The organism is Paraburkholderia sp. 32 (assembly GCF_050435345.1).
In the GTDB taxonomy this organism is placed as follows: Bacteria; Pseudomonadota; Gammaproteobacteria; order Burkholderiales; family Burkholderiaceae; genus Paraburkholderia; species Paraburkholderia tuberum.
Genome location: NZ_JBNDKD010000001.1, coordinates 3,030,643 through 3,051,448, shown reverse-complemented (window position 1 = coordinate 3,051,448; position 20,806 = coordinate 3,030,643). Strand labels below are relative to the sequence as shown.

General features: G+C 59.9%; 16 protein-coding genes and 1 pseudogene. 8 read left to right on the top strand and 9 right to left on the bottom strand.

What is annotated here, in order from left to right:
• Positions 1–411: 411 nt before the first annotated feature.
• A complete protein-coding gene (locus OKW26_RS14045; protein ID WP_429334559.1) occupies positions 412–1,119 on the bottom strand; it encodes an IS6 family transposase in 708 nt (235 codons plus the stop codon).
• 275 nt (positions 1,120–1,394) lie between these two features.
• On the opposite strand from OKW26_RS14045, the pseudogene OKW26_RS14040 reads away from it, so the two are divergent.
• Positions 1,395–1,509 (top strand): annotated as a pseudogene (locus OKW26_RS14040) (integrase); the annotation flags it as partial.
• A gap of 149 nt (positions 1,510–1,658) precedes the next feature.
• Here OKW26_RS14040 and OKW26_RS14035 read toward each other — a convergent pair.
• The 6 genes from OKW26_RS14035 to OKW26_RS14010 all read right to left on the bottom strand — a co-directional run bounded on the left by OKW26_RS14035 (position 1,659) and on the right by OKW26_RS14010 (position 8,080).
• Entirely contained in the window at positions 1,659–2,396 is a 738-nt protein-coding gene (locus tag OKW26_RS14035) for a dienelactone hydrolase family protein (RefSeq protein WP_187614602.1), read from the bottom strand.
• A gap of 405 nt (positions 2,397–2,801) precedes the next feature.
• Positions 2,802–3,221: a thioesterase family protein gene (locus tag OKW26_RS14030; RefSeq protein ID WP_429349213.1), complete on the bottom strand. Its 420-nt coding sequence runs from the start codon at positions 3,219–3,221 to the stop codon at positions 2,802–2,804.
• 92 nt (positions 3,222–3,313) lie between these two features.
• Positions 3,314–4,672 carry an FAD-binding oxidoreductase gene (locus OKW26_RS14025; protein ID WP_429353980.1) on the bottom strand — a complete coding sequence of 453 codons (1,359 nt, stop codon included), beginning with the start codon at positions 4,670–4,672 and terminating at the stop codon, positions 3,314–3,316.
• 450 nt (positions 4,673–5,122) lie between these two features.
• On the bottom strand, positions 5,123–5,392 hold the full coding sequence (locus OKW26_RS14020) for a hypothetical protein (RefSeq protein ID WP_184062652.1): 270 nt from the start codon (positions 5,390–5,392) through the stop codon (positions 5,123–5,125).
• Positions 5,393–5,767: 375 nt separating this feature from the next.
• On the bottom strand, positions 5,768–6,568 hold the full coding sequence (locus tag OKW26_RS14015) for a class I SAM-dependent methyltransferase (protein WP_184062650.1): 801 nt from the start codon (positions 6,566–6,568) through the stop codon (positions 5,768–5,770).
• Positions 6,569–6,652: 84 nt separating this feature from the next.
• Positions 6,653–8,080: an FAD-dependent oxidoreductase gene (locus tag OKW26_RS14010; protein WP_187614455.1), complete on the bottom strand. Its 1,428-nt coding sequence runs from the start codon at positions 8,078–8,080 to the stop codon at positions 6,653–6,655.
• Between the two features lie 459 nt (positions 8,081–8,539).
• On the opposite strand from OKW26_RS14010, the gene OKW26_RS14005 reads away from it, so the two are divergent.
• On the top strand, positions 8,540–8,971 hold the full coding sequence (locus OKW26_RS14005) for a hypothetical protein (RefSeq protein ID WP_429353979.1): 432 nt from the start codon (positions 8,540–8,542) through the stop codon (positions 8,969–8,971).
• Positions 8,972–9,050: 79 nt separating this feature from the next.
• Here OKW26_RS14005 and OKW26_RS14000 read toward each other — a convergent pair whose 3' ends face one another.
• Positions 9,051–9,602, bottom strand: a complete 552-nt coding sequence (locus OKW26_RS14000; protein ID WP_429353978.1) for a TetR/AcrR family transcriptional regulator — start codon at positions 9,600–9,602, stop codon at positions 9,051–9,053.
• A gap of 246 nt (positions 9,603–9,848) precedes the next feature.
• Between OKW26_RS14000 and OKW26_RS13995 the strand changes: the two genes are divergently transcribed.
• From OKW26_RS13995 to OKW26_RS13985, 3 genes are all read left to right on the top strand, one after another.
• The gene (locus OKW26_RS13995; RefSeq protein ID WP_429353977.1) at positions 9,849–10,442 is read left to right on the top strand and encodes a cysteine hydrolase family protein; all 594 of its coding nucleotides are present in this window, start codon (positions 9,849–9,851) and stop codon (positions 10,440–10,442) included.
• Between the two features lie 304 nt (positions 10,443–10,746).
• Entirely contained in the window at positions 10,747–11,970 is a 1,224-nt protein-coding gene (locus OKW26_RS13990) for a hypothetical protein (protein ID WP_429353976.1), read from the top strand.
• Between the two features lie 654 nt (positions 11,971–12,624).
• Positions 12,625–16,386, top strand: coding sequence for an LGFP repeat-containing protein (locus OKW26_RS13985; RefSeq protein WP_429353975.1), 3,762 nt, complete (start codon positions 12,625–12,627; stop codon positions 16,384–16,386).
• A gap of 754 nt (positions 16,387–17,140) precedes the next feature.
• On the opposite strand, the gene OKW26_RS13980 is transcribed toward OKW26_RS13985, so the two are convergent.
• Entirely contained in the window at positions 17,141–17,938 is a 798-nt protein-coding gene (locus OKW26_RS13980) for a hypothetical protein (RefSeq protein ID WP_429353974.1), read from the bottom strand.
• Between the two features lie 787 nt (positions 17,939–18,725).
• Between OKW26_RS13980 and OKW26_RS13975 the strand changes: the two genes are divergently transcribed.
• From OKW26_RS13975 to OKW26_RS13965, 3 genes are all read left to right on the top strand, one after another.
• A complete protein-coding gene (locus tag OKW26_RS13975; protein WP_429354256.1) occupies positions 18,726–19,001 on the top strand; it encodes a hypothetical protein in 276 nt (91 codons plus the stop codon).
• The gene (locus tag OKW26_RS13970) at positions 18,908–19,951 is read left to right on the top strand and encodes an ISL3 family transposase (RefSeq protein ID WP_429353405.1); all 1,044 of its coding nucleotides are present in this window, start codon (positions 18,908–18,910) and stop codon (positions 19,949–19,951) included. Before OKW26_RS13975 ends, OKW26_RS13970 begins: the two co-directional genes overlap by 94 nt.
• A gap of 211 nt (positions 19,952–20,162) precedes the next feature.
• A complete protein-coding gene (locus OKW26_RS13965; RefSeq protein ID WP_429353973.1) occupies positions 20,163–20,768 on the top strand; it encodes a hypothetical protein in 606 nt (201 codons plus the stop codon).
• Positions 20,769–20,806 lie beyond the last annotated feature (38 nt).

The following is a 20,806-nucleotide window of genomic DNA, read 5'->3' as shown; positions in this document are numbered from 1 at the left end:
ATGCCAACTTTCTTCGACGCGCTCCGGGTGCAGGCAAGGCCGCGCTGATTGGCCGTCCGCAGGATCAGGGCTGGCGACGTATAGCGCGTCGCGCAGCGATGAACTTTACTTCGGCCGCCCGCCGCAGCTGATGCACTGCGCCAGGTCGAATGGGCGGCCAAGGCCGTGCACCGTGCACCACTAGAGAGGACGTGCGCAGCGATGCGGTCTCGCCGATTTGCGCGACTTCGCTGTGCAGCCGGCAACATGGCGGGGCGTCGGGCGTCGGGCGTCGGGCGCCGCAGCGAGGCTGCGCCGCTCGTTCTTCTCCCGCCCGCGCACGAAGCGCGAATCTGGGCGCCACCTAAGCGCCGCGGCTCTGGTGCAATTAGGCGGTCCGGACGAGATTTTTGTTATAGAAAGGATACCTCATCAAGCAGACAGGACGGCCTCCCAAACTGCGGGCGCAGCGGTATCTTTGAGGCCGAGCTTCGCGAGGCTGAATTGGCCCTTGCGAATACGATGGACCAACTCAATACCTGAGAGAGTAATCGCTGCGTTCCTGAAACGTTTGAAGCCGAGCATGACTTTCGTCCGGGACTTGATGTTGCGGTGGTCCTGCTCGACCAAATTATTGAGATATTTCGAGGATCGGATCTTCGTGTCCTCAGGCAGCAAGCCATCGGCCTTCATCTCGCGCACGGCGCGGTGCGAGGCTGCATAACCATCAAGCGTGATGGTCTTCGGTGGCTGGCCTTGAAGTTTGATTGCCTTCCTGAAAAAGGTTTTTGCCGCCTTCACGTCGCGTCTGGCGCTGAGCATGAAGTCTACCGTCTGGCCCACCCGATCCACTGCTCGATAAAGATAGACCCACTTGCCGCGCAGCTTGAGGTAAGTCTCGTCGACACGCCACGACTGGCCGGTGGGCCTGCCAAAGCGGTTCCACCGTTTGACGAACTCCGGCGAAAAGCGCCGCACCCAGCGCAGGATCGTCGTGTGCGCCAGCGACAGACCCCGTTCCGCCATCATTTCGACCAGATCGCGCAGGCTAAGCTTGTAGCGCAGGTACCACCGAACACACAGAATGATCACATCGCGGTCAAAGTGACGGCCTGCGAACAGTTCGTCCAGGCTCTTCAGCTTGCTCATCGTCGGTTCTCAATTCGTTCAGCCCGACAGCTTAACCGATTCGCCCCCCGCGCTATTTGCACCAGAGACCTCGGAACGACCTGGATACGGTTGCAGTCATCTGCGGAGAGGCTGTGGGTCTGTTAAAAGACCGCCCGGGTGCGGAATCAATCGTGCAATCGATGGCGGCACAGGCGGCCGATCTCCTCAGTAAGGGCAGCAAGCTCAAGTTCACCTCAACGTCGTGATAGTAGGTGAGTTGATCTGCCACCGGGCTGACCGAGCACCACCTCCGCGCCGTTCAGATGACTCCTCGGCCATACCAAACGTGCAAGCACCGTGCGGTACCGTGGCATCGAGGTCGACGATGCCCTTGAGATGGCAGAGCAGACCGAAGTTTGAACCGAGGTACCTCCGGACGGTGGTCTGCATCGGGCGCTGTCCCGGCCACCAAGGGACGTTCGCTTGGCCGTTTGCAAGGACGCTCGAGCGGCGGCTTCCGCACTTGAAACCGGCCATTCAAAGACGCCATTCTGGCGTCGGACTGATTTTCAACCGCCCAAGTTTTGATTCAGCAGCGCAAACAACGCTTCCCACCCGCGCTCGGCGGCGGCATGGTCGTATACCGGGAAGTCCGGCACCATCCAACCGTGAGCGGCGGTGTAAATTTCCGCGCGGTAATTTACACCGGCTTCGACGAACGCCTTCTCCAGGCGCTTGGCCATCGCCGGCGGATAGCTGTCATCGTTCTCTGCGCTAGCGAGGTAGACCGCTGCTTTCAGGTTGGACACGAGCAAGTGTGGACTGGTTGGCGCGTCGGTCGCCAGATTGCCACCATGGAAGCTAGCGACCGTCACAAAACGATCAGGATAGGTGGCCGCCGCGGTAATCGCCATACCGCCACCCATGCAAAAACCTATTGCGCCGACCTTGGCGCCCGTAACATCGCTGCGGGCATCGAGATAGGCCAGGAAGGCTTCGGTGTCATTCGCAGCCTTATCATTCCCTGTCGTAGCCATCAATGGGCCTAGAATTGCGCGCACGTCGCCCTTAAACACTTCCTCTGGCACGAGGGTTTCGTAGGGGCCGTAGCGGTAGAACAGGTCGGGGAGTAACACGACGTAGCCGGCGTTTGCAACGCGCTGTGCCATCTCAAGCACCGCAGGCCTGATCCCGCCAGCGTCCATAAAGAAAATCACCGGTGGCCACGGCCCCTCGCCAGCAGGCGTCATAATATTCGCGGGGCATTCGCCGTCGCGAGTTCGAATAGTCACTCGTTCGTGGGGCATGAAATTCTCCTATTGCCGATGGGTGTGCCGAGAGTAGTCTATCGTCAACATCCGTTTCCGGTCAGCAGTGTGTATTTAACCTCCTGAGTCATTAAACCTAAACCGATCCCTCGTTTCGCCAAACGTCTAATGGTCAGGGAATGGCCGTTGTACCTGGTTCGGACGTTCGGAGACCTTTCTTGAGCGTCTCAAATGGGTCGTTCAAGGTCCGACCAGCGACGCAACGCCGCGAATCTCACGTGCGACGGGATGACCGGCAAGCTTCGGCCACAAAGTGTCATTCGGCGTAGCGCCGGTCGGCCGTTCAGACGTCCGTTCCACTCTTCAAACGGTCATTGGTCTTCCAAAGGCGCGCGTTGCCTGACCGGACCAGGACTTAACTCCGACGGAACCGGAGCCGAGGGCTCAACTCGATTGCGCTCGGTTTACGCTGCTCGGCAATTCGACAAAATCCTCGGTCTTGTCCAATGCATGCATCGCATCGAGCAGGGCGGGAGGTGGACACGTCAGCTTGCGCTTTTCCAGATCGAGCCAACCAACCGCTGAGGTCACGCGGGCCACCAGCTTGCCTTCGCGAAGAAACTCGTTGCACAACAGCGTACGGCTTCCATCGGCAGACAGGCCAGCGAGCGCAAAGCCTACTGTTATCCGATCAAGCAGATGGATCTCGCGAAAATATTCGATCTCGTCCTTCATCACCACCGGTCCGATACGGAGCTTCATGAACTCCGACATCGAAAAACCCTGTTTCGCGAAGTACAGCATCCGCGCATCGACCGACTTGTCGAGATAGGCGGTGTTGCGCATATGTGAGTTGAAATCCATGTCGCCCCAGCCGGCGAAGAGTTCCGTCTCGAACATAGTGTGGCCTTACAATAGGTGTTGCGTGATATCTTCCTGCCGGTCTTGTGTTCGCATCACGGGAGTGGAATGGCCTTAAGAACGCCTGAAGGGTTGAATTGCTCTTTAACGCTCGCTAGACGCGCGGCGTTAGGTCCATAGGCGCGCGCGATTTGTTCTGCGGACGTGTCGGGTAGCAGGTTGGCGTACCCGCCCGGGAGTGCTGTCGGGCTAAGCGCCGCGTTGAGCCTATGTGCCCACGCCCGATGGGGTTCAGCGTCATCCCTCTCAGGCGTCCAGGTCGCATAGATCAAGGCCGTAAAGTGAGGCTTGCGCATCCCAAACGCGGTATCCTCGGGAGCGACGTTGGTTGCTGCTCCGTGGCAGTGGTGAATGATGATTGACGTGAGCGGCGAGGTACGGGCCTCGAACGCAGAGACAAGAGCGTCGATTGTGGCCGGGCCGAGCGCGTCGAACCATCTGGTCGCGACCTCGTAACCGCGGCCTTGCGCGAGCTTCCCGTCGGTGAGAGACAAGAGGCTTGACGCCGGCATCGGAACGGCCTTGACGAGAAGCGGAGTTCCCACGGACCCGACCCTGGCCAGAATTGCCTCGCCGGTTGCCACCTCGCCTGACCAGACCATGGAAAACACGACGACCGGTTTGCCATCAGGTACAGGCGACAGGACGGCAGAGGCGAACAGATTGGCGGGTGCCTGACTTGCCACGTCCGCAAAGCGAGCCAACACCGCGCGCGCGTCTGCCAAAGGGAAGACTATCGTGCCACTGAGCACCGTTCCGGGATCGTACAGGCGCAGCCGCATGGCGGTGACGACGCCGAAGTTCCCACCGCCGCCTCGCAAGGCCCAGAACAGATCGGCGTTGCGCTCCGCGTCGCAGACGACAATCCTCCCGTCAGGCAGCACGACCTCCGCGGACAGAAGGCTGTCGCAGGCCAGGCCAAAGCGTGTCATGAGCGGGCCGTACCCCCCACCGAGGACGAGGCCGGTCATGCTGACCGCGCCGTCATTGCCGATCACTGCCGCGAGGCCATGCTCGCCCGCAGCCTGATTGAGTTGGGCTGCCGTGACACCGCCGCCGATCATGACCTCGCGACTATCGGCGTCGATCGCGAGTTTCGCCATCCTTGATATGTCGAGGATGACGGTGCCTTCGCGGAGTGAGCGACCGGCCCAGTCCTGCCCGCCGTTGTAGATAGATATTGGGACGTGAGCGTCGTTGGTTACGCGCAATGCACGACTCACCTTCTCGGTGGTATCGCAGCGCGCCAGGAGCAATGGCCGTGGGCAAAGCGCGCCGTTCCACCAGCGCGGCGAAACATTTGCCCAGTCGCTCGGTTCGACGACTTCGAATCCCACTTCTCTGAGAACTTCAGCCAACCTGAGGAGGTCAGCGTTTGTGTGGTTAGCATTCATTGAACTCTCCCGCTCACTGTTCCGAAAGTTGTAGCCGGGTCCGTGCCGCCTTGAGCGCGATGTGGCGGGTCCGAATCCATTGAGGGGCGACAACAGGCTGTCCCCGTGCCGAGGCCGTCCGGTTTCTTTCAATGTTACCGCTTTCCCCTGGGGGCATCATTGGACCGCGTGCGGCCAACTCCGGACGTTCGACTCGTTGCTGTGAACCGTTGACAATCACCGCGCTCGATCCAGCGAGTCGACGGCCCCAATATTTAGCGACCTCGTGGAGCATGCCGGAGCTCATTTCGCAAGACCGGATGTGGTCGCGATGCAAACCATCGGCATTTCTGCTGTCGCAACGGATTACTCACGTTCCCCAAAATGCACGTCCACTATGCGGAGTGAACGGTTTGGGGTCTTGCATCTTTGTGCAGCAATAGATTGCTAATGTCATGAGTTATAAATTCGCTAAACAAGCAGCGAGCCGCAATCCCGCTGCAAATCATGAACGCTCATCGCAGGACGTTCGACCGCAGGTGGAAACACGCACCACACACCGTCATCGTGGAGGAAGAAATAGATTGCCAATGTGCCTGCTGGCCGCAATGCCTCCACACATACATAGCGCCGCTGATTTGAGTTCATGCGGCCGAACCGGGTCACCCGGGCCGACATGGCCGCAGTCGGCCCAAGCCATTTTTCGACCAGCAGACGTAAAGAGCTCTTTATCGTACTCATCGACCGCTCCTTCAACTTCGCATCTCGTTGATGCAGCTAGCTCCCCGTTTTGTTAGGGGCTACGAATGGCTGGCCAAAGTGTCGTATGCGAATTTCCAACTCATGGCACTAGTTCGGCTTCAGGCACTACACGATAGTTTGGTGTAAGCAAGCGATACAGCGCCTCCCTCAGGCCAGAAGAGGCACTCCCGATCAGGCGGCGACCGGGATAAGTCACCAAGGCGGCAAGGCTCCGTAGCTGTCGGCAGTCAGCGCGCTCGCGCCCGACACCCGCCACGACCCGGGAACAAAGTTTCCAGCCAATATCCAATGTTTGGTCTGTGCAGCCATCTGCGACAAGAGCAGGTCGAGCAGTTTGTCCGCACAGGCATCACCTCATTTCGACTTGCGCCCGACTGCGATGAGCGCCGATGAAGGCAGGTTGATTGAGCCGTCCGACTCTGCATACGCCTGGAAAGCCGCTTTCAGAGCGGGTTGGAGCCGCGCGTGTTGCTCGTCTGTCAAGGCCGCATAGTTCGGCGCGAAGTGAAATAATGGGCCGAATTCCTCCAACAAGGCGTCGACCGAAGCAGCACTTTGGATCGTCTCGCAAACCGTCACGGTGACGTCGGAGCAGCCACTTTCAATCACGGCGCCTCGCAAGCTCGTTTGCGACCACTCATTCAGGCCATTTTCGCCCCACAGCGATCGGCCGGGGAAGACGCGGCTGAACACGCCATCCAGAATCACCATCGGCGTGGCGCCAACCCGGCTTGGCCAGGCTGCCACAACGACCCGCCCATTGGCCCGCACGACGCGCACCATCTCAGCCAAACCCGCCCGCCACGACGCAAACAACATCACGCCAAAGATCGAAAACGCCGCGTCGAAACTCGCGTCACCGGCGTCGAGTGAAGCGCCGTCCATCACTCGCGCCTCACATTCCGGGAACGGACGTAATCGTTCGCTGGTCCGCGCTACCATGGCAGGCGCGATATCGGTGGCAAGAACCCGGGCCCCCATAGCCGCTACAATCAGCGCAAGTGCGCCCGTACCGGTCGCCACGTCGATCACCTGCTCGTTACTGCCTACGCCAGATAAAACCGCTGCCCGCTCGCAAAAACGGCTGGTCAGTGGTTCAGCAAACCGCTCATACGGGTTCGCCAATGAGTTGAAGTCCGGCATGTCTTCGGTCATGAACGCGCTCCTGTCAGAATTGGGTTGACGTATGGCACTGCGGCGGGACGCAACCCGTCTGCGACCTTCGCTATGGACATCTGATTAGCTTGCATCTGCGTAGCCTGGGTTTGCGCCTGAGGCGGAAGGCTCGCTGCGCCGCGCGCCGTGTGGCCCTACACACGCTTTGACCTCTTCACTCGTCACCTTGCGCATGACCTCCGGCGCCTTTAACGCGCTGACCGGCTTCAACAGGTTCAACACCTCGATAAGCAGTTTATGAATATCAGGATCCTGGTGCGCCGCCTGGGTGACCGCAATATGGTGCTCAATGGATTTCTCCAAATCGGCCGGGCGTTTGCCCCGCGCGTCGGGATAGGCCAGATCCGGCAACGCAGCCAGCGTCCACGGGTTCTCGACAATCGACTCGATCGCTAACAGGAACTCACTGCTGAGTGTGGCAAGCGGATCGGCATCGCCGGCGTGCGCCGCGAGCAGATTTCGCAACACGACAGCTTCCTGCGCGGCGGCGCTCATTCCCTGTCCATAGACCGGATTGAAACGGCACACTGAATCGGCGATCGGGATCAGTCCGCGAGGAAAGTCGTTGGAGCTGTCGAAGTGACGTCGCCGACTTTCAGGGAACGCAAACTGTTCGATGTGGCCGTGCAGGGTGGCGTTTTTGATCGCGTGATACACGGTGGCAGTCGGCAGGCTTGCGGCGTAGTCGGCGAATGCGTCGCCGTCGGCGGGCGGCGTGTCTGTGCCTCGTCCTCCGAGTGCCGCGAACCACTTGCCGTCTTCACGCAGAAGCACGATACCCATACGGCTTTCTTCCGGCGCCTTGGGCATGGTGTACATGACCTTCATGTCGGGAGTCGCATCGGGCGCAATCGTATAGACCGCGGTCGAGTAACCGAAGTCGACGCCGATGACCGTCTCCTCAGGCATGGGTCGGCCGGTAGCCTCAAGTAAGTCCAGCGTAGGCTTGCCGCGTCCGGACGCATCGACGACGAGGTCGGCCGGCAATATCTCCAGCTTGCCCCCGCGGGTCTTGTACGAAACCGAAGCGACCGAATTGCCGTCAGGCGTGGCGCCGATGGCGACGACGCGACACCCGTCGCGAAAGACGACGTTCGGGCGTTCATGCACACGACGACGCACGGCAAGCTCGAGCAGCGGACGCGTCATCGTAAAGGTTGCTACACCGAGACTGCGAGCCGGAAACGGATCCTGTCCTGGATACTCAAGGTATACCTCGAGACCCGAGTCGACCGAGTGGGCGCCTGCCTGCACGAGTGTGGATGAAAAACCCGGAAACAGGTCGCACAGTGCCTTGAAGCCGCCGGCAAGCAGCCCATGCGGGTGCTTGCCCTGCGGCACGCCAGGCCGAGGCGTCGAGTCGGACGGAAGCGCATCCCGTTCGAGCACGACGACTTCCCTGAAGTAGTCGGCAAGCGCCTGTGCTGCGGGCAGTCCGCCCATTCCTGCGCCAATGACAACTGCGCGTTCACCTGAAAAACGATTCGGCATCGTAGCTCCTGCGACGGTAATTGGAAGTAAAGCACCTGCTCGGCGTAACGTGCACCACGATGAATTCTTGTGAGCGGGACAGTCCGCGACTCAGCGGACTTAGCTAGAAAACAGCCGTAGCAGTGCCTTTATTCCGTGCCGCGGGAGAAGGGCGCGATGCTGTTTTCAGGGAGCCGTCTACAACAAAGGAAGACTGAGTGCGCCGGAAGACCGTCAAGAAACAGGAGGCGCATGACCGCTTCTGGCCGCTTTTGCAAATGCTCTGTCTCCAGCAGAGTGTCACAACATCGTCAACAGAACCAGACATCTACCTATCCGCCAAATACCGCGGAATTTTCTATCTTGTGAGGTGTTATCCGAGGAAGCAATGCAACCGCTTCGTCTGGATCCGTTTGATTTCAGATAGCTAGATGACGATCGGCCTGTTGCATGTCTTTCAGATTGCAAGGGAGATGCACAATGTGTGGAATCGCTGGCTGGGTAGATTACGAACGCGACCTGAACGAGCAAAAACCGATCATTGAGGCAATGACACGAACGATGGCACTGCGTGGCCCCGACGCACAAGGTATCTGGATCGACCGCCATGCAGCACTCGGTCACCGCAGGCTTTCCGTCATCGATCTGGAAGGCGGGGCGCAACCGATGCAAGCCGCTGAAGAAGGCAAATCGATTGCATGCCTGACTTACAGCGGCGAAGTCTATAACTTCGTTAAACTACGCGACGAGTTGAGAAAGCACGGGGACTGCGTATGCCGATTGCGTGAGACAGTGATCGGCCATGAAGCGTCGTTCGCCCACACTCGCGATCGGTCATTTGGGCGACCGCTTCACGCAATAAACTGCCTCTCGACCGGTGACAACGCGTGTCGCCCGCATTGGCCAATATAACGAACGGTAGCTAGGCGGCATGCAGTTGTAGCCGCCGCAATGTAACCGTTGCGATAAAGCGATGGACACCCGCCTTCATTCAAGTTCTCTCATAAGGGGCGAGCTTGTGAGCAAGGAAAAGCCGGTTCATTAAGCGCAACTCGTCAGGGCCGCCGGGGCTCGACGGGGCAGATTGGTCCAGCGTCATGGCGGCAATCGTCTTCATATTGTTGAGCAAGACGACAGCGATATCCCCGGCACTGTCTTCCGGCAGGGTAGGCGCCCTGAGTTGTAGGGTATGGGCGATACGTTTGAGCGTTTTCTTGCGATATTCAAGGCGCTTGCCTGCCCATTCCGAACGAGCGTCCAGCAAGGCGACCAGCGCCCTGGTTTCGTCATAAATCTCCGCGATGGAGTTCACCAGCCGATCTGCCAGTTCGTGGAGCGGCATGACGCTGGCGCGTGCATCGATTTCTGCACACTGTGCTTCGCGCAGTTCGTCGTAGCGCTGCATCAACGCGTCGGCGAGAAGCTCCTTGTTCGGGAAGAAACGATAGAGCGAACCTACTTTCGTGTCGGCGCGTTCCGCTATCTCGGCCATCGTTGCGGCTTCGTAGCCGCGCTCCTGGATTACCCTGGATGCGGCTGCCATAACTGCTGCAACGCGCTCTCGGCCGACGCTGCGCTGGGGCGCGAGTGCTGGGCGATCAAGGTTTGAACGCGCGTCGGCAGATCGGTGAGTTTTTTTCTCGGGGCGTGAAGACATGCCTGAAGTTTGCCAGTTCGGGCCACTGTCGGCCAGATAACGTTATTTGAGTATAGACTCAAATAACGTTATCTGGCCCCTGTTTGCTAGTCAAGTTCCCCGTCCATCCAAGCTTTTACTGCCGGAGAAAACATGACCAACCCCCTTCTTGTCGACCCCAGCAAATCTGCCCTGCTGGTGATGGATTACCAGATAGACACCCTTGGAAAGTTCATGGCGCCCACCGATTCCAGTGAGGTCCTGTCGCTTATGCCGAAATTGCTCGCTGCCGCGCGGTCTGCTGGCATGCTGGTCATTTATGTCGTTGTTTCTTTTCGTCCTGGCTATCCCGAAGTCAGCCCGCGCAACTCGATATTTTCTTTCATTGCCAAAAATGGGCTTTGCCAAGCTAGCAGTCCGGGGGCGCAAATCCACCCCGCCGTTGCTCCGGTCGAAGGTGAGGCAGTTGTTATCAAACATCGTATCGGGGCTTTCAGCGGAACCGATCTCCAGACCATTTTGCAATCGCAAGCGATTGAAACCCTTGTGGTCGCAGGTGTACATACCAGTGGTGTTGTCCTTTCGACCCTTCGTCAAGCATTTGACCTCGATTACCAGATCGTCGTAGCGGGCGATTGCTGCGCCGATCCCGACCGAGAGGCGCACGATATGCTTCTGAACCGGGTATTCCCCAAACAGGCGACCGTCACCTCGGCTGCTTCGCTCTGCGACGCAATACGGACTTGACCTTGCCGATTCGAGGTGGCCGTGTGAACGGCCGCTGTGCTTTTGGAGGCGGCCGATGGCGAGGAACTGGCTCGACCGACCGGTCAGGGTCGACTTCGGAAATCAGAGGCTTAGGGCCCGCAGCGGACTGGCGACCAGCCTTCGACTTCCGGGTTCAACTAACTTTGCAGTTGACCGGCGCTTTCGCGAGGACGCTCGGACGTCAGCCGCACGTTCGTATCGGACCTTCACGCATGGACGCAGTTCGTAGCTGAGTTCTGCCAGGTGATATCCTTTGGTCGCGGTATTCCAAACGTGGAAGGGTATGAAACATTCGCTGTCAATCGCTAAAGGGCCGAAGCAGCGACTTTTTCTCGCATACCTGAACAGCGAGTTTGCCAAGCGAGCGGTGCGTTGCCAAGCGGCGCTCGAAATCACGGCAGACGGATCATTCAAGGCTAGGGTACATACCGTATTCGGCGAAGACTTCGGCCAGATCGAACTGCAATGGGTGTTCGACACATCCTCGACCGGAGAGCTGCTTAGCGTTGATGTATCCCCGGTAGGCGAGGGCATCGATGGCCCAGCGGTGGACTGGGAAAACGCTGCTCAGGATGTTGTGAATTCGGCTTTCCGTTCTGCATTCAATGAGCGCCGCACGCGCACGGTCAGGCGCCAACTCTTGTATTACATCGGTCCTCAACTGGATGGCGAATACTGGTTTCGCGATGTGCGGCTGGCTCCCGCCATGTTGGACGACCCCTCTCCCGTCTCGATCAATTCTGAGCGCGTCGTTGCCTTGGACTTCGTGGTTGATTCGATTGACGAACTAGATGCTCTCTACTTGGCCTCTGAGTTCTCCCGGCGTTGGGCGGCTCGCTTTTCGCTCTTGTTGGATGTCGATCTATATGAGCTGCATGCCGCTGAGCAAGTCTGGGTTTACCGTCCCGAGGTATCGCGCAGTGAAAGGCTTCAGCGTGGCGTTTACGATATACCCGTACGACTAACCATCATGCCACGCAAGGGAAGCATGTTTGGCGCGGGCGCCAGGGGATCACCAATCGCAACGTACGGCCGCACCACAGGAACGCTGAAAATGCCTCCCGAGGCCAGAAGAGTTCTGAGAGGGCTTGATGATTTGGCAGAACCGGTGAAAAACGCGTTCGATGGTGCAGCAAGGTTGTATCAAATCGGTCTGTCACTACTTCAACGCTTTCCCTCTGCTGCACTAGCTTATCGTGTTGCCGCTATCGACGCCCTGCAGCAAACAGAGGCGGGCTGCAATGGCTTTAGTGAATTCATGCGAAAGTATTCACCCAAAGCTGCGGCGGACCCGAAGGTATTGGATTACCTGCACAGCGACATCAGGTCGTCTCACTTCCATGCGGGCAAGTTCGATCTTGGCGAATTTTCGGCGCAGCGACACTTGGACATTGTGACTGACCCAGACACAGCACACCATTCCCGCCTGCGCTCTCTATGTTTCGAGATAACACGGGAGGCGCTGGTGAACTGGATGCTGTTGATCGCCGCACCCCCGTGTTCGTGAAGCCTATCTATCCACCCGCTAGCGCGCAACGACGTCGGCGATAACGTGTTCTCAGCAGGTCGATTGTCGCGAATATCCCAATTGCGGCATGCTTACTTTCAACTGGCTCAAAGCAATCTCCGCTACCTGAACGGCTTGAGGCTGCTGAGGCGCCGACCGATGTACCTCGGACAGCCGCCAATGGTTGCTGGGCACCCCGTAAGACTGCAGCGGGTCGTCTGTTGTCGTCCGCTTTCGCCGATAACAGGTGTCGGTGTAGAGAACAACAAATACGAGGACTAGGGACAGCGTAATGCGAAGACTCTGATGCAGATCCTCGGCGTCTACGCAATCCAGCCTTGAACGCCAGCAGGCAACAGTCGACCATAAACGGTCTTCGTCGTCCGTTTGTGAGCGCGCCAGAGCGTTTTTCAAGCACGATGAGCTTTATTTGTACCCGTCGGCGCGCCGACCATCGTGAAAACCGACGACAAGATCCATGCTGTAGCCGCCGCCGAAGTTTTGGAACATGGACGGTCAGCGCCTGCCTTGCTAGCTTCTTATACCGTTGCCCTGATACTGCGCAACCTAAATTTTTGCTTGAAGCAGACATTTTTGTCCGCCTGCCCATGCGGGCGTAGACTGGCCCAACCCTGGAAAAACGGGGGTGCAGTGATGGCGACAGTGTCTTTTGGCGGACCGCTCGAATTCGGAGTTGCGAGTTACGGCGATTCGGTCGCGCGCGACGCGCAGAACGAAAGCGTTCCGGCCGATGCAATCGTCACCGCATCGATCGCGCCGGCGTCGACGCTGTTCTCGATCGCCTCGGTCACGGCGTACAACGTTGCGCTCATCGACGTTCCGCCGAGCGAGCTTCCGCCCGGGCATGTCGGGCCTCCGCCGAAACAAAAGGTATATACCGAGACCGGCCATTCCGACGGCAAGACGCCGCTGCACGTGCACAAGGGCCAGGAGGTCGACGTGCGCGTCGAGCTCGCGGTGCCGACGTCGGCCGTCACGCCGGGCGATGTGGCGGCGACGCTCGCAATTCACGGCGACACCTGGGGCAAAGCGGCCGAGGTCGCGCTGCACGGCACGCTGCTCACGGTTGATGAGGGCACACCGATCGGCGAGAAGTGGCGGGAACTCGGTGCGCTCGCCTTTTCCGGTGCCGTGCTCGCGAACGCGCAGACGATGCCGGACACGCTCGGCGCATTCCAGACCTTCGCGAATGGCGCCATCGTCTATTCGCCCGATTTCGGCGCCGTGTGGCTCGCACAGCCGGTCTTCGCGAAGCTGAATGCCCCCGAAGTCGCGCAAGGTCAGGGCGCGAACGGCGAAAACATTCGCGACTATCTCGGCTATCCGACTGGCGACACGTTTCCGACGATCGAGCCCGGTGGTCAAGCCGCGATCTTCACGCGCGGCATCATCGTCGTGCGCGCGAGCGGCGCGGCCTTCGTCGTGTACGGTTCGATCTACGGCCACTACGCGAACCTTGGCAATATCGCCGCGGGCGCGATTCGCGTGCCGGTCGTAGGACTGCCGCTCTCGGACGAAGAAGCCGTGCCGAACGGCCGCCGCTCCCGCTTCGCCGGCGGCGACATCTACTGGAAAGGCGCGACCGGCGCGTGGGAAGTGCACGGCGCGATCCGCGATGCGTGGGATGCACTGGGCGGCCCGAAAAGCTTCCTCGGCTATCCGACGACCGACGAAGTGGGCGTGATGAACGGCGCGACCGAGATCGGCCGGAGCAACACGTTCGAGAACGCGACGATGTTCTGGAGCGGCGCGACCGGCGGGTTCGAGTGTCACGGCGAGATCCTCAAGAAATATCTCGCGAGCGGCGGCCCCGCAGGCGCGCTCGGCTTGCCGAAGACGAACGAGACCGATACGCCGGGTGGCGGACGCTACAACGCGTTCCAAAACGGCCTCATCGTCTGGCACGGCGGCGGAACGTACGCGGGCGCGTTCACCGTCGGCAACAGCCTGCAGCTGCAGCTCTACAGCTACCAAGATTCGAGCCACGACGACTTCAACGTGCAGGTGCACCTCGACGATTCGCGCGGGCAGAAGGTCCGCGTCCGCATGCCGGCCGGTGACGAGTACGGCAACGGCAACGTGCAATTCGATCCGCCCATCACGCTGCTCGCTGCAAACGGCCTCACGAGCGACTACACGATCGACGTCTGGATGCTATGCATCCATGAGGTGACGATCGGCAGCGACGACGAGGACGGCACGGTCACCGCCCACTTCGATATCGACAGTCTGTGGGGTACGGCCGACTCGCCGCTTTACGCCAACGGCGCCTTCCACGTCAACATGAAGTCCATGCCGCAGCCGCAGATTTTCGCGAGCGACCCGGCGCACTTCCGCACGAATCTGTTTTGGCCGTTCCATAACTGGACGACCCACGCCATGACCTGGACGCAGTTCAGCCAGACCTTCACCAATGTCGGCGAAGGCGACCTGGGCTTCAACGTGCTGCCCTGGAACTGGCATCTGTGGGAGCGCGCATTCTTTCAGCTTGTGTACCGCGGCATCGCCGCGGGCGGCAACTGCTTCGGCATGTGCCTCGAATCGATCTACGCGCGCGACTACCGCGCGCCGTTCGTCGAGCCGATCTACAGCAGCCCCGACAACACGTATAGTCACGACGCGCTCGGAGTCAACCCCGATCCGGCGAACGCGAACGACACGGCCGTCATCGACCGCGTGAACGTCAAGATGGGCTATCAAGTCGGCGCCGACTTCATCAACTGGTTCATCGGAATGGAGATCGAGAACGATATCCAGGATGCCGTGCTCGCCTTCAAGTCCAGCCGCGATGCGTACGCGAGCGGCAACTGGCCGATGATCATGCTCTCCCCGAGCGCCCTCTCGCAGGATGGGCACGTCGTCGTGCCCTACCAGTGGCTCGTGAGCTTCGACGGCGCACCGCCGATCGAGGCGTCGGACGAGGCCATCAATTCGCAGCCGCTCGCGAGTCAGGCGTGGATCATTCGGGTTGCGAACCCGAACGCGACGCCCGACCGCAAGCCCGACGACGATGTCGACTGCGAGATCCGGATCTCACCGTTCGCGAACACCTGGACGTTCACGGGCGGCGGCGGCAACTGGAGCGGCTCGAAGGGTTCGGACGGCCGCATCTTCTGCGCACCGTACAGCCTGCTGAACTATGAACCGGCGATGGTCGGCGACTTCATCCTTGGACTCCTGCAAGGGCTCATGGTCGTCATTTTCAGCGGCGACGGCGAGACGCAGCAGATTACGGATGACGTCGGCCGCACGTACTTCGCCCCCGCCGCGCGCGAGGAGCTGCGCACGAGCGTGTCTGCCAGGCGTCCGCAGCGCGAGATCAACCGCGACCCGCACACCCGCATTCCCGACATGGGATTCGTGCCGACCTGTCACACCGCCATGGTGAACCGCCTGCGGGACGAAGCGGTGCCGCCGTATGAGATCTACTGCATCCGGAGGCCCGCTCCGGCGATGCGCTGGCCGCAGCCCGGATTGCGCCAATTTGCGCCACGGTCGCAGCCACTCTCGAACGCAACGCAGAACCGTCTCTTTGCACCGCTGCCCCGCGAGAACGAGCTAACCTACCGCATCGCCGCCGCGCGCTCGTCGCCGTATCGTTGGAATCTGAGTGCACCGCGCATGTCGGTCGACGTCGTCTGCGCGACAGCCGCCGACGCACTCGACGAGATCCGCGTCACGGGCGGCGGCAGCGCCTCGCAAACGATCACCCTGCGGACGGATGCCAAGGCGGCGGTACGCGAATTCGAACTCACTGTCGCCGGGTGGCGCGGCAACGATCGCAGCGCGAAGAAAGCGTTCAGCCTCAAATACCTCTCGCTCGCGCCCGGCAACGCTCTGAGCGCGGGCCTGAGCGACGGCGGGAAGGAGCTGTGGCTTCACAACGCCGGCGCGACGCTGACGTGCTTTATCGACGTGTTCACCGCGCACCGTGACACGCCGCTCGTCACAAAGCACAACCTGAAGCTCCAAGCGGGCACGACGATACGGCTTCGGCCGTCGGACTGGACGCTCGCGGACCGCGATGCGACGCTGCGCATCGAAACCATTGGCAGCCACCGGCACGACGACGATCGCAGCCACGGCCACGGCAAGCCGGGCACGGGAGGCCATGATGACGGTCACGGGCGGCAGCATCATCGCCACGAACGGTGGGTGGACCACACCGGCAAGATCGGCGGCTTGATGTTCGATCACTTCGGCGACTTCGAGGGGTTCATTCTGGAGACGGACAAGGGCGAGCGCCGCTATTTCAGCCGCGGGACCGAGATCAGAACCCTCGCCGAACGGGCATGGTCCGAGCGCCTGCGGATCACGGTGATCGCGGAATGCGAGAGTCCTGGACATCCGCGAAAAATCATCGTGCGCCAGCCACCAGCGCCGTTCAAACACTGAGCTCCAAGGCGCGGGTCTCCAGTGCGCGCGGACGAGGTGAAGGCGGATACAGCATGGCCGAGGGACCGCTCCTCTGCGTCACGAATGTCTGCAGTGGGTAAGCAGGCACGTCCGCGTCGACACACGAACGACAGCTGTGGCCGAATATTTGTCATTGAGCGACGGTACCGGGCAACTGCCGGACTCTGATATTTGGCATTTAGCGCTCTCGCGTCTCGACTGACGGCGGTGCGGTCGAAAGCCGCCTGTCGAGTCCGACGATGAGGCGGGTACCCGAGTCGCTCCGCATAGCGACGCTTGGAAAACAAAAAGCCCGCACAAGGGGCGGGTGGCCTTCTGCAGTGACTGCTACAGGCCGGCGGGAGTGGGGGACGCCCGCCGCGATAACCGGCGTCTGGGGTGTCCATTTAACCGGAGTTAGCGATTTGCCTCTGCGGGCGGCTCAGGAAGGTCGCTCTAAGCTGGGCGGATATCCGCGTTGCCTCCGCCGTCCTCCCGGATGACCACAGGACGGGCTGACGAAGCCGCAAGGCCATCGCAGCCATTCCAGTCCAGCAGCCTGCATCAGTCGGGAACAAGCCTGAAACTCCCAAGGAACCCAGGGTATTGGGTGCTGGCGTGGGACCTTCCATTGCCCCTGTCTACGCTCAACTCCGGTTAAATGGACACCCCGGACCGGCGTTATCGTGGCAAGGTCTCTCTCGGAGATGGCTGTTTCGCCTAATGTCAATGAGGCGGCACAATCAGTCCTATTTCAGGGGCGGTCGGGTCCGTCAAACGAAAGGAAGGCGAGGAACGGCTGGAAAATGTAGGGGAACGTCTCATCCGCCAGGACGAGGTCCGTGCAGCGGTAGATCCACCAGAAAAGCGCCGCCATACGTGTTCTGTCGCAGACGAGCCGCGCTTCGGCCCACAGTCCGACGAGTGTTTCAAACAGTCCAAATACCAGGGGTGCTTCGACCCTGTGCGGATCCCACAGTCCGGGAAGGACCCGGGAAATCTGGGATGCTATCGCCGGTGGCAATACGCACTCATCGAGCGGGTGGCGGCGCCATGCTACGTGTTCGTCTTCCCGGGCAGGATCGGAGTCAAAGAGTCCCGGACGGACCACCTCCGGGAGTTCGAAAATCAATGCCCGCAGTTCCATTAACGATGTGTCGGGATGCAGCATCTTGAACACCCGGAGATCGAGCGAGGGCTCGGCAAGTGCGCCGCACGGGTCCGCACTGATTGCGCCGACCAGATCGTATCCAAACTTGCCCCGCGGACCGCGGACCGGGGCGCTCTTGCCAGAAACGTAGCGGTGCATCAGATTGCTGGACCGCTTTGGTCCATCAGCCGGTCCCAGTGAGCTCTCCGCCGCTGAATACTCGAGCGATATGGCCGACGGCGTTTTCCCCAAATAATGGCAAACGGCGTAGGCCCACGCCATACCACGCAGGCCATTGAGGCGTTCCAGGCGGGACCCCTGGGTCTGAACGTCTGGCTCGGCGAACGGCAATATCCACCTCCTGGAGCCGCGGAACTCGGACGACCGCGGAGAATCGTTCATTCGTAAAGTCCCCAAAAATGTAATTCAAAGCACAGTGACATTTACCGGCCATGACTGTGACATCGGGCGTCTCAGGGCGTTACTCTATAGCTACAGGCCCCTTTTTGTCGGCTGTCTGCTACGGACAATGGCGTCGACGGCGGGGATGGCATAAGCGGCCGGCCTTGCACAGGTGAGTCTGGATGAATTGCGAACCTCAACAGAAGACTGATGACCGGGCCGAACTGGAAGCCAAACTGGCGGATCGGTACGGGCCATTGATGGGCTCGGCTGCTCTAGCAGAGGTACTGGGATACGCCTCAGTGGGCGCATTCCGGCAGGCGTGCTGGCGCGGAAAAATCGGGATACCGATGTTCGCCGTACCCGGACGTGCCGGGCGATTCGCACTTACGCAAGACGTTGTGCGATGGATGTGGGCGTTGCGGGAATCGGCAGATCCCCTGATTATCCGATGACGCCGGGATGGAGCCGGGATGGATGCAGCGTGCCGATAGCGGGTAACGTTGTGTCGGCGAGGGGTTACTGAGCGTTATTTATTTTGGCGTCCTATTTGATTTGCTTGGCCTTTGTCCTTGGGAGAGCAACATGGCAGCGGGAAGGCAAAGTCTGTCGGAGCAGCGAATCGCGCTGTTCCAAAAAGAAGGGCGCGGTACTGGACATGGTGCGACCTATGTTCGGATCTTCGCGGAAAAGTGTGATGGTTTTTCATGATGAAAACGTCGGAGAGCCAATCTGGGTAAGGGTTCGCGCGTCTTGATGGCCTCGCGAAATCGGGCATGATTTCGCGATGGCTACTTCACGCAAACTCAAGCGTCTTTCTGACGCATACCGGTTCGACGGATTCCGTCCTTGCGAAGCGCTGCGCGGTGTCTTCGGTGATCGCATGGCACGCGTAGTCACGCTGGTTCGGCGCTCAAAAAAACGGCCTGCAAGGGATGTGGTCGACGGTGCTCGATCCACGATCGCACAGTGCGTCGCGTTCGAGATCTGCCGAACGGCGACGTACGGATTTACCTGGAACTCGAAGCTCGTCGGGTCCGCTGTCGATGCGATGGCAGCGTGAAAGGCGAACGACTGAGCTTTCTGGCGGACAACCCTCACTACACGAAGCGCTTCGCGTGGTACGTCGGTCGTCGCTGTCGCGAGAGCACGATCAAGGACGTGGCCGACGAACTGCGATTGCACTGGCACACGGTCAAGGACCTCGAGATGCAGTACATGCGGGCGCAACTGGAGCGGTTCGGCACGCCTGGGCCGAAGGTCATCGGCATCGACGAGATTTCGATTGGCAGGGGACAGACGTACCGCATTGTTGTGAGCGACCTGATACGGGGCCGTGCGATCTGGTTCGGTGGCGAAGATCGAAAGGAGGCCAGCATGCATCAGTTCTATGACTGGCTGGGCGAGAAAAAGGCCCGCGGCATCCGGCTTGTCGTGATGGACATGTGGCGGCCGTTTTACAACGTCGCGCAGGAACGCGTGCCGCATGCGGCCATCCTGTACGACAAATTCCACGTCATAAAGCAGCTCAACGAAGCCCTGGATGAAGTGCGCAAGAGCGAATACGCTCGCCTGCAAGGCGAGCAGCGGCGCTACATCAAAGGCCAGAAGTACGTTCTGCTTAGTCATCGCGAAAACCTGTCGATGGAAGGCAGGAACTCGTTGAAGACGCTTCTCGCAGCGAACCGACGGCTGAATACCGCGTACCTGCTCAAGGAGTCGTTCGGGCAGTTGTGGGACTACGAGCGCGAAGGCTGGGCACGTCGCTTCTTCGAGAACTGGAAATCCAGCCTGAGGTGGCAGCGTTTGAAGCCCTATGAGAAGTTTGCCGCGATGGTCGAGCGTCATTGGGAGGGGATTGCTTCCTATTGCAAGCCAGAAAACAAGGTGCCGCTCGGCTTCGTTGAGGGACTCAATAACAAGATTCGGGTCATCCAACGACGCGCGTACGGATTGCGAGATGAGCAGTATCTGCGCCTGAAGATCCTCACTTGCATGCTGCCTCGAATCTGAAAAATGGAGATTTTTCATCACTCTTTTCCGCGAAGACCCCTATGTTCCTGGCCGGGCTCTTCGCGATATGCCTGGTGCAGGACGCCTGCACAGATTCGCATGCTCGCGCTGTGGTGGACGACAGATAGTACTTCCGTCAGATGCGGAGCTCGCTGTTTTTCTTCTCGAGTACTGGGACCCGTTTACGCTTGACCTTCACGAGCACTTCCCTGTGCTCGAAGTTGAGAAAACCATGTGGCTTGCCGAGTTACTAGACGTCAGACACCCCAAACTTCGCGACGGAAGTCCGGCGATATTGATGACAAGCCTGTTGGTCAGCAAGCGTCGTGCTGGAGATCATAGGTGGCTCGCCATTGATGTTGTGTCGTCGCCCAAAGCTCCGACGTCGCCCTCGGACGCGAACCGGATTAAAGGTGAATACTGGCGCAGGCTGGGGATCGATCATCGGATTGAATATTCCTCCGGTCTAAACAGTCATAAGGCGATGCATCGCGGGAGTCTCTTCAACGTCGCTGAGTCAATTGTGAATCACGGAATTTCACGCGCCCAGCGATCTGCACAACGAGCAGTTCTGAATCAACTCAAGGGACGGGCTGGCTCAACGCTGCTTGCCCTGTGCCATGAAGCGGCGGACGCGAACGGTCTTGCACGCCCAGCCTGCGTAGCCGCGATGCGTGAACTGATTGCGCTGGGCATAGTCGAGTGCTCGTTTGACGTTCCTGTCCTGTTGTCGCAGAAGAGACGGGACGTGCGTGTGAGGCTTCCTTTGGGCGGCGCGAACGTACAACGCAAACCCAGGAAAGCGGCATCAAGGTAGCGTAGACAGGTCGCATGATGATCCGCGAAACCTAGTTG